This is a genomic window from Paraburkholderia flagellata (assembly GCF_021390645.1).
GTDB lineage: Bacteria > Pseudomonadota > Gammaproteobacteria > Burkholderiales > Burkholderiaceae > Paraburkholderia > Paraburkholderia flagellata.
Window position 1 is genome coordinate 101,428 of the sequence record NZ_JAJEJT010000005.1, and the last position, 15,148, is coordinate 116,575.

General features: G+C 59.6%; 15 protein-coding genes. 5 read left to right on the forward strand and 10 right to left on the reverse strand.

Annotated elements, in window-relative coordinates; genetic code table 11:
- Window positions 1-94 precede the first annotated feature (94 nt).
- Window positions 95-328 (reverse strand): hypothetical protein, encoded by a 234-nt coding sequence (locus L0U83_RS36895; protein ID WP_233889394.1) that lies wholly within the window; start codon window positions 326-328, stop codon window positions 95-97.
- A gap of 1,071 nt (window positions 329-1,399) precedes the next feature.
- Here L0U83_RS36895 and L0U83_RS40980 point away from each other — a divergent pair.
- On the forward strand, window positions 1,400-1,636 hold the full coding sequence (locus L0U83_RS40980; protein ID WP_373321190.1) for a hypothetical protein: 237 nt from the start codon (window positions 1,400-1,402) through the stop codon (window positions 1,634-1,636).
- Between the two features lie 50 nt (window positions 1,637-1,686).
- Here L0U83_RS40980 and L0U83_RS36905 read toward each other — a convergent pair whose 3' ends face one another.
- The 6 genes from L0U83_RS36905 to L0U83_RS36930 all read right to left on the reverse strand — a co-directional run bounded on the left by L0U83_RS36905 (window position 1,687) and on the right by L0U83_RS36930 (window position 6,294).
- Complete coding sequence (locus L0U83_RS36905) at window positions 1,687-2,286, reverse strand: short chain dehydrogenase (protein ID WP_233889399.1); 600 nt, start codon at window positions 2,284-2,286, stop codon at window positions 1,687-1,689.
- A 177-nt stretch (window positions 2,287-2,463) separates the two neighbouring features.
- Window positions 2,464-2,757 carry an H-NS family nucleoid-associated regulatory protein gene (locus L0U83_RS36910; RefSeq protein WP_233889404.1) on the reverse strand — a complete coding sequence of 98 codons (294 nt, stop codon included), beginning with the start codon at window positions 2,755-2,757 and terminating at the stop codon, window positions 2,464-2,466.
- A 74-nt stretch (window positions 2,758-2,831) separates the two neighbouring features.
- Entirely contained in the window at window positions 2,832-4,172 is a 1,341-nt protein-coding gene (locus L0U83_RS36915) for a type II toxin-antitoxin system HipA family toxin (protein WP_233889405.1), read from the reverse strand.
- 2 nt (window positions 4,173-4,174) lie between these two features.
- Window positions 4,175-4,435 carry a helix-turn-helix domain-containing protein gene (locus tag L0U83_RS36920; protein ID WP_233889406.1) on the reverse strand — a complete coding sequence of 87 codons (261 nt, stop codon included), beginning with the start codon at window positions 4,433-4,435 and terminating at the stop codon, window positions 4,175-4,177.
- Window positions 4,436-4,680: 245 nt separating this feature from the next.
- Window positions 4,681-4,926, reverse strand: coding sequence for a hypothetical protein (locus L0U83_RS36925; RefSeq protein ID WP_267939737.1), 246 nt, complete (start codon window positions 4,924-4,926; stop codon window positions 4,681-4,683).
- Window positions 4,927-5,790: 864 nt separating this feature from the next.
- Entirely contained in the window at window positions 5,791-6,294 is a 504-nt protein-coding gene (locus L0U83_RS36930; RefSeq protein ID WP_267939858.1) for an AAA family ATPase, read from the reverse strand.
- Here L0U83_RS36930 and L0U83_RS36935 point away from each other — a divergent pair.
- A complete protein-coding gene (locus L0U83_RS36935; protein ID WP_233889409.1) occupies window positions 6,238-6,492 on the forward strand; it encodes a hypothetical protein in 255 nt (84 codons plus the stop codon). The two genes, L0U83_RS36930 and L0U83_RS36935, sit on opposite strands and share 57 nt — an antisense overlap.
- 440 nt (window positions 6,493-6,932) lie before the next feature.
- A complete protein-coding gene (locus L0U83_RS36940; protein ID WP_233889411.1) occupies window positions 6,933-7,370 on the forward strand; it encodes a hypothetical protein in 438 nt (145 codons plus the stop codon).
- A gap of 254 nt (window positions 7,371-7,624) precedes the next feature.
- Here the strand turns inward: L0U83_RS36940 and L0U83_RS36945 are convergent, their stop codons facing one another.
- Complete coding sequence (locus tag L0U83_RS36945; RefSeq protein ID WP_233889413.1) at window positions 7,625-8,992, reverse strand: hypothetical protein; 1,368 nt, start codon at window positions 8,990-8,992, stop codon at window positions 7,625-7,627.
- A 511-nt stretch (window positions 8,993-9,503) separates the two neighbouring features.
- Window positions 9,504-9,806, reverse strand: coding sequence for an RNA-binding protein (locus L0U83_RS36950; RefSeq protein WP_233889415.1), 303 nt, complete (start codon window positions 9,804-9,806; stop codon window positions 9,504-9,506).
- Window positions 9,807-10,097: 291 nt separating this feature from the next.
- Here L0U83_RS36950 and L0U83_RS36955 point away from each other — a divergent pair, with 291 nt between their 5' ends.
- Complete coding sequence (locus tag L0U83_RS36955; RefSeq protein WP_233889416.1) at window positions 10,098-10,472, forward strand: hypothetical protein; 375 nt, start codon at window positions 10,098-10,100, stop codon at window positions 10,470-10,472.
- Window positions 10,473-10,518: 46 nt separating this feature from the next.
- Here L0U83_RS36955 and L0U83_RS36960 read toward each other — a convergent pair whose 3' ends face one another.
- Window positions 10,519-10,722 carry a cold-shock protein gene (locus L0U83_RS36960; RefSeq protein WP_233889417.1) on the reverse strand — a complete coding sequence of 68 codons (204 nt, stop codon included), beginning with the start codon at window positions 10,720-10,722 and terminating at the stop codon, window positions 10,519-10,521.
- A gap of 1,169 nt (window positions 10,723-11,891) precedes the next feature.
- Between L0U83_RS36960 and L0U83_RS36965 the strand changes: the two genes are divergently transcribed.
- Window positions 11,892-14,570 (forward strand): GH92 family glycosyl hydrolase, encoded by a 2,679-nt coding sequence (locus L0U83_RS36965; RefSeq protein WP_233889422.1) that lies wholly within the window; start codon window positions 11,892-11,894, stop codon window positions 14,568-14,570.
- Window positions 14,571-15,148: the final 578 nt, after the last annotated feature.

Below are 15,148 nucleotides of genomic sequence, written 5' to 3' on the forward strand. Positions count from 1 at the left end.
AAAGCAGGGGACCTCGGACGTGCATGCGACGATGATGGGAGGCAAAAGTTAAGACAGGCTTAAGCACCGCCGCGAGCAACTCTGTTCCTTAGCATTACTCCGCACGTGCCGCTTGTTTCTGCGCGGCCTGTTCCTCCGCGTGCTTTTTCGCCAGATGATGTCCGACGATACAGCCGCCAACCGCGCCTGCAACTGCGTGATGTCCGGCGTAGTGCCCGGCAACGCCACCTACAACCGCGCCCTTGATGCAACCGGCTGCGTTTGCCGTTCCGATACCTGCGAGTGCGGACATTGCAATAATGAGTGTGAACTTGCTAATTGCTTTCATCGTGTGATACCCGTCGGTTGAGTTGGGGTGATGTGGAGGCTGTTATCGAGATTTCAATTGCAGTGCACGCGTCGCTCGCCGGGCGTTATGCATCGGAAACGCGCACTTCGTAGAAATCTCGCTTTCTATGCTGACGGACAAAACGCTTGAGCAGTCGTCGACGTGCACGTCGGAACCGTGACGTTTGTAAGCAATTGTCAGAGCTCAGCAATGAGCCTCGCAAAAGGCGCTCGCAGTTCTTGCCGTTCCTTGGACTGGCGGCCGAGCAACCTGGATTCTGGCAACACGTGCAAGGAGGTTTTTCAAAGTCACCGGTGATTTGTTCGCCGGAAAGGCGGATAGTTGGCGGTGCTGCGGGTGTAGCACTGGCCGTCGCGAAGCAGAACTCCTCTTTCGAGTGACCCGTCGGCTTGCTCCCACGCGCCTGAATTACGAGCGGTGACGCGTAGCGTGACCCGTGTGTTCCTGCCTCACTCGCTTCCGCGTAGCGCGATACGGTCGCTGGTCGCGCTAACCCACCTCGCAACAAACGGTGGGAAAGTATTTCATGCGACACGTCTCGTTACACACAAAAACACTGGTAATTCGCCAGCTCAATATAGTGCCTTCACAACTGACAAGTGAGGCACTTATGAAAAGAATCTTTGCGCTGACGCTGATGGCCGTATGTCTTGGAACCGCGCTGAGCGGCTGCATTGTGGTACCAGCAGGCGGCTACTATCACCGCTATTAACCGTAGCTGACTTTCTGCGCATTCAGCTGAAGCCGCCAAGCATACCTATAACGGAAAGAAAATTATGAGCATTACACCTCACCGCTGGTGCGCGATTACATTGGTTGCCGGTATCGGCATAGGTGTATCTGCCACCGCCTCCGCACACGTCGATGTTGGTGTGGACATTGGCGTCCCCGGTATTGCAGTTGCACCCCAACCAGTCTACGTCGCGCCACCGCCGGTGTATGAGGTGCCTCCGCCTGCTCCTGCTGTTATCGTCAGTCCAGGCTGGTATGGTGAGAGATACTACGACGGGCATCGCTATTGGGAACGTAGGGAGTGGGAGGAGCGCCATCATGATGAGAGGGATTGGCGCGACGCCCGTGCCCATTACGATGAGCATCGCGGTGACTGGGGCCGTTACCATGACGAAGGCGGCCCGCGAGGCGACTGGCATCACGACCACGGGGACGGTGACGGGAGGCACGACCATTGATGCGAGCAGTGCTTCATGGTCGTCTCCTGAATACTTGGGCTGGCATGCGGTTAAGTACGAAACGCTGCGTTGCTACGAGTTAAAACAGAAAGACTGAAGTGGAAAGCCATTGATACGACGGCGCGTTGAACGATGGCGGCGCTGCCTTCACGCCTTCTTGACTGGAATGACCTGTCCCGTGATGTCCTCGACCAGACTTCGCTTATACGCCTGGGCTACCACCGCGGCGGGCGTCGCCGCGGAGTAGGCTTGCCCCATCGCGGCAAGCGTTTCTGAAACCCAGCCTGGGCTGACGACGTTCACGCGTGCCGTCCCGTGCAGTTCGAGAGCAGCGGAGCGGACGAACGCCTCGACCCCCGCGTTGACAATGCCCACTACGGCACTCCCTGTGACCGGATGCTGGGACAGAATGCCGCTGGTTAGCGTCAGGGACCCGCCTGGTGTGATGTGGCCGACCGCGCACCGGACAAGGTTGACCTGCCCCATCAACTTGTTGGCCAGACTGAACGCAAAGTCTTCGTCGGTCAGCAATTCAAGCGGTGCAAATTTCGCTGCACCTGCGGCGCAAATCACGGCATCAACGGTTCCGAGTTGCCGGTACATTGACACGATGGATTCCTTGTCTGTGAGGTCCACCGACAGGTGCGGGGCGTTGCGGCTCGCACCAATGACCTCGTGTTCGGGCGAGAGCAGGCGAGCGATTTCCTTGCCGAGCAGTCCGGTTGCGCCAACTATCAGAACGCGCATAGGTCCTCCTTATCCGGAAGCGTCACGCCAGCGCGGAGCGACGCATCGCACGTGGCGTGAAGACGAGCGAATATCGTACTACTGTCCGAGGCGATGCGAACGCCGCACATCAGACGGGCAGCGTGGGGCCTACCTTCCCGCAAAAACGACGGCTAGCGTCAGCCCATGAGGCAAAACTCAGGCAGCTCCGATGCGCTCGGGTTTGATGGTGGCCAGTCTGGTGCCAGCGAACGGGTCATTGCCCCAATCAATGTTTGGGCGCTTGCGTGACGCTGGTTCCGGTTGTCTGCTGATTGCAAAATGCTCGAGCGACTGTCCTGCGCTGGTCGCTTGAACCACCCACTGAGGGGTGTTGCCTTCCCCGTCCCAATTGTTTCCAAAGGCGTCGCGGTAATGTGCCGCTCGCATTTTTGCTTGGTCCGCCGCGATTGAAGCGGCTGCATCGTCTGGCTCGATTCCAAGTTCTGCCATCCTGCGCCGCAGGTAAAAATCCCGAGTGCAGCAGACCGAAACGCAACCCGGTACAGAACCCGGACCTGCAGGGGTCAGCCCTTTCTCGCAGGAGCGAGAAGCTCGGAACGTCCAATCACGTCTCTCGTGCTCTCCGGCTTGTCTGAATCCGAGAATCCGGCCGCCTCAAGAATGGGTGTGAGGCCCTTGAGCTCTGCTTGTGGCTTGGCGCTTCGCACCGTCGCCATGCCTTCATTCCACGCATGCAGCATCTGCTTCGCTATCCAGTGCCATCGAGGTTCGTTCTTCGCGGCTTCGACAACTTCTTTCCCTGTCGACACGGCCGAATCGCAGAGCGCCTCGACCATCTCGCGATAGCGCCGGGGCGGGATGCCCAGCCGCGTATTGAAGAATCGCTCAAGCGTTTTGCCCGGCGCCCAGGTCTTGCGCCCGTCGACGCTAAGCCCGGGTGGATTGCTGGCAAAGCGAGGGTAAGCCTGGGTGGTCACGATGTCGTACACGGGTGTGTACACGACGTCGTCGATGTTCGAGTAGAGAAGAGCAACGTTCTTTGAGTGGCAGTCCGCGTTGCGAACAACGTAGTTGGTCAGTATCAGCCAGCCAAAATGTTCGGCCTGCTGTCTCCAGTTCGCGCTGCTGATGTAGGGCTTCGTTGCGTTCAGCACCTGCTCTGTCGAGGGCCGATACTTCTCATGCGGTGGGAGACCGAGGAGACTGCATGCGTCCTCGACGCCGTATGCAGCCATGCCATTTTCATCGACATCGAAGCGGTCGACGACCAGCACACGCCCGTCGTCAGACATGGTTGTTTTTGCCACTCGAGCGACGTCGAGCCTTGCGAGCACCCGCATTGTGTAATGCTCATTGAACCCAAGGTAGGGCGTCTGCTCGTCGGAACCCTTGATGATGTGCCGGCTGGTGCGCAGCGTCTGCTTGCCGACTGGCGTTTGCGCGGAGGAAACCTCCGGCGCAAGGAACTTCGGCACCGCGCCCGATATGGCGGCGCGCGCGTAATACCTCACCAGCTCCGCGAAGTGCTGGGTCGAGACGTCCTGATGAAGCAGGGTATTGAGGTCGAGCGGGTCGAGCTCACCACCGGGCTGGCCGCCCTCAGGCGCCACTGTCACACGGCCAATGCCAGCGCCGCCTATGACGGCGAGCAATGACAGGTCCGTTCCGTCAAGGAGGGGGCCAAATTCCTCACGAATGACCTCAAGAAGGAATCCTTCGGGCAGGTTCTGGCGAAAGAATGGATGCAAATCGCGGGGCCACACCCACGGCTCTTCGCGAACAGGCATGGTCAGGCTGACGAAGTCCTCGGATGACGCGTCCGTGCTGTACCGAAGCGCATAATTGTCTTGATGGCGGTACAACTGTGCGACGGGCTTGCCCTTGACGTAGACGTGAAGGCGCATGCTCAGGCTCCGGCCTGTTTCTGTTCTGTGAGCACGTCTTCGAGCGTGCGGGCATGACCGCGCTTGACGACCCGCAGGTCGTAGCCGGCTGCTTCGAGGAGCCGGACGAGCACAGCCACACTCATGTCGCCACGCGCGAGCGTCTCCATGCGCGCGAGCGTGGTGCGAGCAACGCCTGCGCGTTCAGCAAGGTCTTTTTGCGAGAGGCCCGCGTCGCTGCGCGCCTGCTTGAGCATCTCTCCAACGTCTGCCAGATTCGTCACTTGTAGCCCCGGGGCATCACAATTGGCTGAAAACGAGAAAATTGTAGCCCAGCGGCTACGAGACGGCAAGGCGAAATTGCGTCCCTTGGGCTACAAACATTGGAGAAATGGTCTGTTTTGTAGCTCATGGGCTACAAAGGCCGTTTGCGGGACGCTTAGTGGCAGCGCAAAAGTAACTCGACCGCCTCTCGCACGCCAGGGCAAGGCATCGCTGATGCACTGGTTCTCCCTGCGTTATTGCAGCCTCAAAGAACATTGGCCGGTCGGTAGCTGCGAGTGCAGCACCCGTACCGCGCGCGGCGCCACTGCGCGATGGCGTCGACGATCTGCGGCTCGGGCGGGCGTGCGGTGCGCAGGGCATCGATGGCCTTGGCGATGGCCTTCGCGTGCCGTTCGCGTTCCTCCGCGGGATGATCGAACAGATCAACAAGATCATCGCGGTGCGCGGCGCGCGCGAGCGCCTGCGGCCGGCGCCGCAGGGTGCAAAGCACGCCGCGCGCGGATTTGCCGTCGCCCAGGCGCGCGGCATGGCGAGTTCATCCGCATCGGGAAAGCGTCTGAACAGATCGGGAAACAGACATCGCGCCCGGGGGAGGGCGCGCCGCCGTCCCCGCGTACGTCAGTGTTTCCAGCCGTGTTCGGTTCGAGCAACTCGCTGTATTCCCTGCAATCGAAGGACGGAAGTCGAGAGGCGGGTCACCTCCCCGGGTGGGGCGGATATTGAGGCAGCCCGTAATGCCTTGCAGAAACGCGCGGCAGTCGCCGGGCTGACCTTGATGCCCGCCACGTCAATCAGATATCGCCAAATCCGGTAGTCGTTGAACCCCGTTTCCATCAGTTGCCTGATTAACGCCTCGTGCGCGCGAAGTTTGTACTTGGCCCGCGCAACCAACCTCATGTAATCAGCCGGGGAGAGTAACTGCTGTGTGTTTGAATCCGCCATCATTTAACGCAGGTCCTCCTCATAATCTCTAGCGCCCAACTCCTACCGCGACAACATCATCGACCATGGCCGTCTTATGGCGCCGGGGCAGCGCCCCCAGCGGCGGGCGCAACCATGACCGACAGATCGGCTGGCAAAGCAAGGCTGAGCCGGCACATCAGCCGACCCGAGTCGAAGCGTTTTGACGCTCCCGAAGCGCGTCTTGGTGCGTTTCAACACGTATCGTGAGACGCCCCGTGAGACGTCTAAACGGCCTGATACAGCTTTTGACGTTTTTAAGACCTACCTCTCACGGTAAGTCCACTCTGTTGTACGGGCATGCTGCAGCCCGGGACGGCTCCAGGGCCGACCACGCTGGACCTGATGCGAGACAGGAACAGAGGCGGTAAGGAGGTAACCGGCATCGTTGAAGTCACAACGACTGGCGGCTGTCGGAGATGTTCTTGACGTCCTCGGGCAGTCGTCCCTTGCGTCCCTGGAGCAGACGCATTGCCTTCATGCCGATCTCAAACGTCACCGGGCCCGTGAATTTCCCATTGCGATGCATCTCGCGCAGTTGTCCGCCCAGTGCTGTCAGCCGTGCTGCGCTGAACCCTTCCCAGCGGCGGGCGAGCGCGGTGACCGGTTCTTGCTGTGCAAATCCGTCACCCAGTTCCTCAGCGATCGAGCGCCAGAGAAGCGCAATGCGGGCTGGGAGGTCCGGCGCCGGGATCTCGATCTGGTAGTCGAACCTTCCGCTGCGTTTGCCGGCGCCATCAAGCGCATCAAGGAAGTTTGTCGCAGCGACGAGGATCACCTTCGAGCCACGCAACCCAACGGTTTCGGTGAGCATCACATTGGTCAGGTCGCGGTCCAGGCTGTGAACGTTGCCATCGCGCGGTTTGATGAAGGAATCAATCTCGTCGATGAAGAGCAGGCAGTCCTTGCTGTTATCTGCTCTTTAACGCACGGGCGATTCAAGGGACGAGGCGAATTCTCAGGCGGTTACGTCGATGTCGAGGACGACACAACAATCGACGCGCGAAAGCGTCAATTACCCGAAACCGATTCGGAAGCAGCGACAACTATGACGGCCTGCAAAGATAGTTGTCGTTTGACCGGCCAAGGTAGTTGACGATCTACAGATGGGTCAACGTGTAGAGCGGCGCTGTAGTGGAGGCATATCCAGCCGCTGTCTTTCGTCGGGTCTGAGGAGGCAACCGGGTGAAGTTTCAGGAGGGTGGGGCGCGGTTCCGCCAAGCGTTCTGGATTTGGATTCAGGCCGCACGATCGCGGGCATGTTCCTTTCGGCATTGCAGCCGTCCATTCTTCACTTAAGGTAACGGTCTCCCTCGCCGCTCCCGGTTTGCCCGTTTCCTATCGCGCGTTCCCAGGTACTCACCCTGCGTGAACACGACGGTCATCCCGCCAGCACGTGTTTCTGATTCGCGGCCCGGACAAAGCTTTCGTTCTGGTTGCGTTGTTTAAGCCTGATTTAAGTGACGCTACGCACTCTCCGAACGAAACCTTGAGAGGACAACAACTCGAGGCATCACCGGACGGAAGGAGGTTGAGATGGATTATGTGATTACCGACCTGAAGATGGTCGAGAGCTACAGCCGCATCAAGGCTGATAGCGGCAGGGAGGCGCTTCGCGCAGGCGCGGCACGAAGGATCGCTGGAGTTGAAGCAATGGATGATGAACTGAGGGCAAAAATCGGTGTTGTCGCGGGTAAGCTTGTGCAGGAAGCGATGGCGACCGGACTGACCTGGGAAGAGATCGTCGCCGCGTTTGGCCTGGCCGCAAAAGCGACCGCGCAGGCCGCAGCGAGTGCAGGCGACGCGCCGACGTCCGAATGTGTTGCACGTGCGTGCAGCTGTTTCGAAGATGCCTTTGCGCAGGACGTCCACGTTGTCATTGCCGATGGCAGTGCGCAAGAGCGCGACGCCGAAGCCGACGATAATCCGCTTCTGGCAACTGCCCGCCGTCGTCACGCGTCAAAACTCCATTGAGCCGCAGGCGATCTCCGCACTACTGATTACCTGGCACACCCTGGTCAGTATTCCCAGGAAAACCCGGGAGAAAAATCCGGCCTCCGGGAGCCTCCCACACCATCTTCCAGATGATTCCCTCAACGGTTAGCCCGGCGATGCAGGTCGATGGCAAGTCGACCTGACAGGGCGCAGCTTTTGTGCGTACCGGAACCGGGCCCCCCTGATGCGCCTTATGCATCATGGCGCGAAGGGCCTGGCACGCTACTACAGGCTCACAACAGGATCGCCTGCTGCAGCAGTTCCAGGGCCTTCAGTTCGTCCAGGCGACCCGTGCGTGCCTTGCCTGCCAGCGTCTTGAGCAATGCTTCCGCTATCGGCTCGATACCGTGAAGATTGTCCAGGCTCGTCACGGAAGCGAAGGGGAGGGCTGCCGGGTTTCGCTGCGGTACTGCGGACGCGGCGAACGACTCAAGTACTGACGCTGTAGCTGGCGGGGCCCCGTCACCATTTTCTTCAGGCAGGCGACCGGTAACGTTGTCGGGAAAACCATTGACAAGATTTTGCGCGCTGGCAACGATCGCCTCCTGCTCGCCCGCCACATCCGCCGAAACCGGTGAGGGGTTTTGTGGATCGCCCGCCCGCGCGCGCCGTCCACGCGCCTTCGCACCGGTGGCCTTCGCCGGCACGGCATCCTTTGTTGCGGGCGCAACCGATTCGTGCTGCTTGGCGGAGACGCGTCCGCGGGACGCAGGGGCAAGCATACGCGACACCGACGCAGGTATATCGGCTTCAGAGCGCGGGGTGTCCAGCCAGCCAGCTGGCAAACCAAGCCGCTCCGTGAACCGGTTTGCTTCGACAGCGCCCAGGCGCTTCTTGCCATGCAGCCGGTGGGCCATGTTGGACCCACTCAGGTCCATGACCACACCAAGCCTTGCTTTCGATCCGTTGCGACTCGTGAGAACGTGGAGGTTGGCGCGTCGGATGTTCTCTACGTCGGCGCCATCGTTCAGGGCCAGCGATTGCTGCTGGGTCGTTTCAGGAGACGTTCTGTCTTTTGCACGCGAAGATTTTCGCTGCGTCTGGGCTCCGGCCGCTACGCCCGGATTATTGTTGACGGCTCTGGGCGTACCGCCAGTTGCTTTCCTGGGCATTTGTGCTTCCTCGGACAAACTGTTTTTAAGAGATGGTTGCGGGTCGACGGTCAGGGCAGAAGCCGGCTCAAGTGCTTCGGACGCCGTGTCTGGTCCGTCGTCGGCTTGAATAAAGTCGAGTGGCGACTTCAGCCGGGCGATGGTCTCGGCTGTGAGCCCAGGATTGGGCTGGTCAAAAAAGCCATGCGGCAACCCGAGCGTAGTTTCCATATGAAAGGCGGTCTCGGGTGTGAACCTCTCGCCCTTCAACAGTTCGGCCACGCGCGTCATGCTGGATTCAAGTGCGATGGCAATATTCTCTGCGCCTACCGTATCGACCAGAAACTGGAACGACCGTGTCTTGAAAATGGAGGCGGTCTGGGCGGAGTCCTGCGCAGGCGCCTTCACATACGATTGTTTCGGCCGGTTGGGCTGAGATTTCTTTTCGTGGCGAGCCTGGCGTTGGCCGCTGTCGCGGGATCCCGCATATCGCCCGCGGGCTTGATTCATAAAGTAGGGCTCCATGCGATCGTTGGTGTCCGGCAGGTGTTTATTATAGGCGCGGCGATGTTGGTATTTGATGCGTCATTCGCTCCATGACGCGTAAATGTACGCCCGGGTGAGGCTGGCGGGCTCCTTGAAGTACCAGTTCCCCGAGAGCGGATATGAAATGTAGAGGATGACGAATGAAGTCCCGCAGGAATTTCAGGTAACCATTCATGGATCCGCGATGAACCCGGTGCACTGGTCAACGGTGCCGACGGCAAGCCGATAACCCTTTCAAGGCAAGGCGCGGCATTCTGATTTCACAGGAATCGGCGCTGCGGCGAACGGAGCGGGGGCGCTACTGACCTGCTCAAAACGCTGGCCGCCGACGACCGGCAACTCGACGACTCGATCCTGTTCGAGCGCAACGCACTTCGCCTGACAAGTCCCTGATGGGGATCTTCAGTATTTGGGAACGGACAACATACCCGGAAACGACAAATTCAAGTTTCCCGAAATTGTCGTGCTTCCGGTGTCACGACGGCGCGAAAACGACCGCGCCGCGATCCTCAAAATGTTTGAAGCTCCGGATGAAACGGTATAGCTGTCCGCCGATCTCCAGCCGGTTTCGTCCAGCGTGGGTTTGCTCGAGAATCTCTTCGGCCTGGGTTGCGGCAATGTTCCCGTGATATCTCAGGCGATCCTGATCTCTCCTGGCATCGCCAACGTACATGGCACAGACGTCATTGCATTTCTGCATCATGATCACACTTCCGCCGGAGTTCAGGGACAGCTCGAGATACTCGGCCAACGTCAGAAGTGACTCACTCGTCGTCATGGCGATTCCCCTGAAAGCACGGCTCCCGGCATCGATCCACTGAGTGGTGGCATCGACGGGCACCCACCGAGGATAGCGCCACGCATTTCCGGCACTTGCCTCCTCGCCTGATTCAAACAATCTACGTGGCGGACTGCGTCACGGTCACCGCGATCATGCACGGGACCGCGCGGGTTCACTACGCATGCGTCGCGAGGCGCTATGGGCCACCACATCGGTGGGCAGTCTGGCACGGTAAGTGCGAATCGTCAGAAAATTATCTTGCGACAAGCACCTGCCATGGCGACCGGCATGTTTTCGATCGTAGTGCTTCTGGTCGGGGAAGTCGATTCGTCGAGGACAGTGTTATTGCTGCCGCGGAGTTCAACCGTCTTCCTTCACAGGATATCCGCTGTTTTGCCGGGCGATGATGGATCCGGGCAGCGCGGCCGAAAGCGCGGCATCAACGCTACTGCAAACGCGCGCTTCGCCCCGCGTCTTCACGCCTATGGCGAAACGCTTGCACTTCGTCAACGATCATCCGGAGAATCGATCGATGTCGCGAGGAGGGCGCACCAGGACATCGTGTTTCGCACAAAACTACTGTTGACGCTCAAACAGCATGGCGCGGACATGTGCCGGATGCCCATCGCTGCATTAGAGATTGATGCACAGGGCGCAAGATAAACTGGCCCGCAGAGCGGGCCACACATCGGGATGCGACGCGCGCTGGTCAGGCTGGCTTGATATTTGCAGCCTGCTTGCCCTTCGGCCCCATCTTCACATCGAAGCTTACTTTCTGGTTTTCCTGCAGCGACTTGAAGCCTTCCGTCTTGATCTCGGAAAAGTGGGCGAACAGGTCTTCGCCGCCGTCATCCGGGCTGATGAAGCCAAAGCCTTTCGCATCGTTGAACCATTTCACAGTGCCAGTTGCCATTTTTCAATCCTGTCGATGTTGAAACCTGAAATCGCGAGAGTACGGCATCGTATCGAGGCGATCACCCGCAAGGGATGACTTTGTACCACGCCGGGATGACACCTGCCAATCAGCAGGTCCACGGACAGCACAGGGTTCGGCTTTCAGAGACCCGGGCCCGGTGCAGGCATTCGTCGTTCTAACCCTTGACGGTGGCACCGTCTGATTGCCGCGCGGCAATCGCGATCTACCCTGCAACCGGGAGTCTCAGCGAAGCCTGCAGGCTGCGCCACGAAGACTGATTCTGAAATGGAGCAGGGAAGGCACTTGAGAAGAGTCGCAGAAACATCGACGCATTGCGGTTTCCTCCGTCGCCACACGCGAAAGCCCAGTCTCCGTCACCATTTTTGTGCGGTCCCGTCCCGCACATTACTTTGCCAGCAACACAGCCTCCTTCACGGCTTATTTGTTCCACTTCCGGAAAGGCGTGAGACTCGACCTGAAAGTGGTTGTCGCTCACGGTCGCATCGTGGAGCTTCGGCGAGAGCGCGAACCCGAAGCGGGGGAAGTGGTGGCTGAGTGTACTATCCCCGTGCCGGGTCCCGACGCTGAACGTCGCACGTGACGCGGGCCGGATCGCAGAAGACTGGTAGCCTCCTCAACGTTACCTGATAAGCATGGCCTCTTCTGGGTGAACGTCAACAAATTGCGACGACCACGATATATGCGAATACTCGCGAATCAGCATAAAGATCTTCGTCGACAGAAAACTTGAGAAGTTCCGATTCACGACGCATTAAACATGCTTACACAACAGAATTTTGTTTAGATAAACGAGCTAAAAATACGTAAAAATACGAATAGAAAACTCGAGTCTTTTTCAACATTCTTCCGATCATTGTCCTTTCAAGGGAGTCAGTGTGGCGAGGCGACGCGTCACACGGTCTCTCCCACGCAGGCGATTCGCTGCATATAAGTGCGCGAAATCCCCGATCGATTCGCCAAATCAGAAGAGTATTTCCCAAAAAGATAATTTCTATTATTGAAATTTTGCATGCCTAATCAATAGGATCGCCTCGAGAGCGATACGAAGACAGGCAACGGCGACGAATCGAATACATCTTGTAGATGGAGGAAGTTCAACGAGCGTTTTTTTCAAACACGACCGACGCAGAGAGAGGAGTGGACGAATGAAGCTACGTTACGTGTTGGGTATCGGGTGCCTTGCCGCCCTGTCGGGATGGGGGAGCGATCAGGGTTCGACGGATGCGAGTGTGCTGGCGAAGGCGAACGCGGCCGAAGTGGGATCCTCGCAGGGCGATCAGAGTAATCAGGGGAACCAGAACGATCAGGGCAGTCAGGAGAATGCCGTCAAGCGGTCAATCCTGCACAGCGTCGATCCGATGATCGGCACCGCGAATCTCGATATCAACGCGCCCTGGAACAGCGGCGTGCGGGGCCATGGCCATGTCTACCCGGGCGCAACCGTGCCGTTTGGCATGGTCCAGCTCGGGCCGGACACGACTGGCACGACCACGCCGTCGTCCGGCTGGGATCGCAGCCCAGGTTATCTGTACGACGACACCTATATCACCGGCTTCTCGCATACGCACCTGTCGGGCACCGGCGTCGGCTCGGGCGGCGAAGTGCGGTTCCTGCCGACGCTGGCGCCGGTCGACAAGGCGACGCTAGCGAAGGTGGCCGCCGATTCGTCGATCACCTACAACGCATCGTTCAAGCATGACGACGAAAGCGCTAGCGCCGGTTACTACCGTGTGCTGATGTCGCCGCAAGGCACGGGCAACACGCCGTGGAATGTGCAGGGGACGAAGGTATTCGCCGAGATGACGGCGACCGCGCATGCGGGCGTGCAGCGCTACACGTACTTCCCGAACACGGCTGGGCAGCAGCAGAACATGATCGTGAGCATCGACCATCCGATCGGTGGCACGACCAGCAGTGGCAAGATCGTCGTGATCGACGCGCAGACGATCGCGGGATGGGAGATCACCAACAACTGGGCGAGTAACAAACCGACCTATTTCGTTGCGCGCTTTTCGAAGGCGTTTGACCCCAAGAACGTCGCCTTCAGTGCGGACGGCTACCGGGCCTACCTGACCTTCGCGGGCAATGGCAACTATGCCGGCGGCTCGGTCACGGTGGAGGTGGGCATATCGCCGTCGAGCATCGCGGACGCCCAGGCCAACCTCGCAGCAGAAGTCGGTGCGAAGTCGTTCGATCAGGTGCGCGCCTCGGCCGAGCGCGATTGGGCCACCGTGCTCGGCAGGATCCGCGTCAAGGGTGGCACGCCGGACCAGCGAACCATGTTCTACACGTCGCTGTACCGCACGATGCTCGCGCCGACGCTCTACAACAATGCGGACGGCAGTTACGTCGGCACGGATTCGACCAATGACAGCACGACGTCACCGCCCACGACGAGCAAGCATGCGAACCCTGGTTTCGACTACTCATCGACGTTCTCGCTGTGGGACACCTTCCGCGCCGAATCGCCGTTGATGACGCTGGTGCAGCCAGAACGCATGGACGGCTGGGTCAAGTCGCTGCTGACGCAGTTCAGGCAGAACGGCAAGGGAGAACTACCGGTGTGGCCGCTTGCGCAAACGGAAACCTTCACGATGGCGGGCCATCCGTCGATCCCGATGATTGCAGATGCCTATCTGAAGCATCTGACGAGCGCGAGTGTCGACGACATCTGGACCGCGCTGACGACTACCCAGAGCGCGAGCGCGCACGGCTTCGACCAGTATCGACAGCGCGGCTACGTGTTTGCCGGCGACAACGCGGCTGTGTCGACTACGCAGGATTATTCGTTCGACGACTGGGCGACAGCCGCGGTGGGCAAGGCGGCTGGCAAGGGCACGGCCGAATACCGGCCGTACCTGCAACGCAGCCTGAACTACCGGAACGTGTTCAACGCAACCCTGAACAACGGCTGGAGGTTCGCACAGCCGAAGGATGCGCAGGGCAACTGGTTGGCCGGTTTCGATCCGACTGCGGCCGAGAAGACGAACTTCTCCGAGTCGAATTCGTGGGTCGATACGTGGAACATCTTCCACGATTTCCCGGGACTGGTTGCGCTGCTGGGGGGGAAAGCCCAATTTGTTGCGCAGCTCGACAGGACGTTTGAACCGGCCAATCAATTAACATTCCTCGGCAACCAGGGCTTTCCGGACCTGACCGGCAGAATCGGCCAGTATTTCGCAGGGAATGAGCCGGCGAACCATCTGCCTTATCTGTACGACGTGGTGGGGATGCCGTCGAAGACGCAGGATCGGGTGCGGTCGGTGATGGACGACATGTACTCGTTGACGCTTACGGCCGGCGATCGCAGCACGTTGAGCGGCGATAGCCTGAGGGCCGCGCAGGGCGATCCGCGACGGGTGCGGGATTCGGCCGTTCCTGGCAACGACGATTGCGGGCAGCTGTCCGCGTGGTACGTGCTGTCTGCGCTAGGCATGTATTCGCTGAATCCCGTCGGCGGCGTGTTCTATTTCGGCACGCCGCTATTCGAGGAGGCGACGATCGACGTGCCGGTCGCGACCGGCGAGGCATCCGGCGGCAAGTTGCAGTTCGGCGCGCCGCGGCGCTTCACGATCACCGCGCATACGGCGAGCGGTGGCGCGCCGTCGTCGGTCAATCGCTTCGTCCAGTCGGTCAGCCTGAATGGCACGCCGCTGCACCGGCCTTACATCACCTATGACGAGATGAAGGCCGGCGGCACGCTCGTTTTCGTCATGGGGACGAGGCCGAACGACGCATGGATCGGCCAGTGGGACGGACAGGATCCCAACAGCGCACTGGCGCCGTCACTGGTGTCTAACGGCGGCTCGGCCGGGAATCCGTAGTCCGGTACGCCGTTCGGTGCGCTCGCCGAGCACTGTTCGCGGGTCGCAGCCGGAGCGAGTGTCCGGTTGCGTCTTCGCGTTTATGATGCGGGAACACAGCTGGACCTTTTCACCGGAGTGAGACTCGTTCGCTGGCCTCCGACTCGGACCAGAACGTGAACGGTCAACAACTTATGAGGCCAGTGTTGAGAGGCGTCAAGCCATAGCAGGTGACGACGGAGCCAAGTCGCCAGGAGAGGGTTGAGCGTCTCGAAGGCGTGAAGCCCTCGGTGCCCATCTGCCGCGTGCGCCCACGAGCACATTGCGCTCTCCGTCGCTCATCCTTTGCACAGGGTTATCCACCGATTCTGTGGACAATTGCGCGACTGCATCGGTGGATAACTTCACTGGCGTTTCCAAACTAGACATCAACTGCCGGCGCAGACTGAGCGAGCTCGACTGGTGCTGCTCTCCAATGATTGAAAGCATGTGTGTTTTTCACCGTGCATCCGGTTAGGCATGCTTCACACAATCGCTGGTTGCGCCGGACGGCCGCGGTGGAAGCCATTTTCGCGCCCGGAGTCATCAGCCAATTGAGC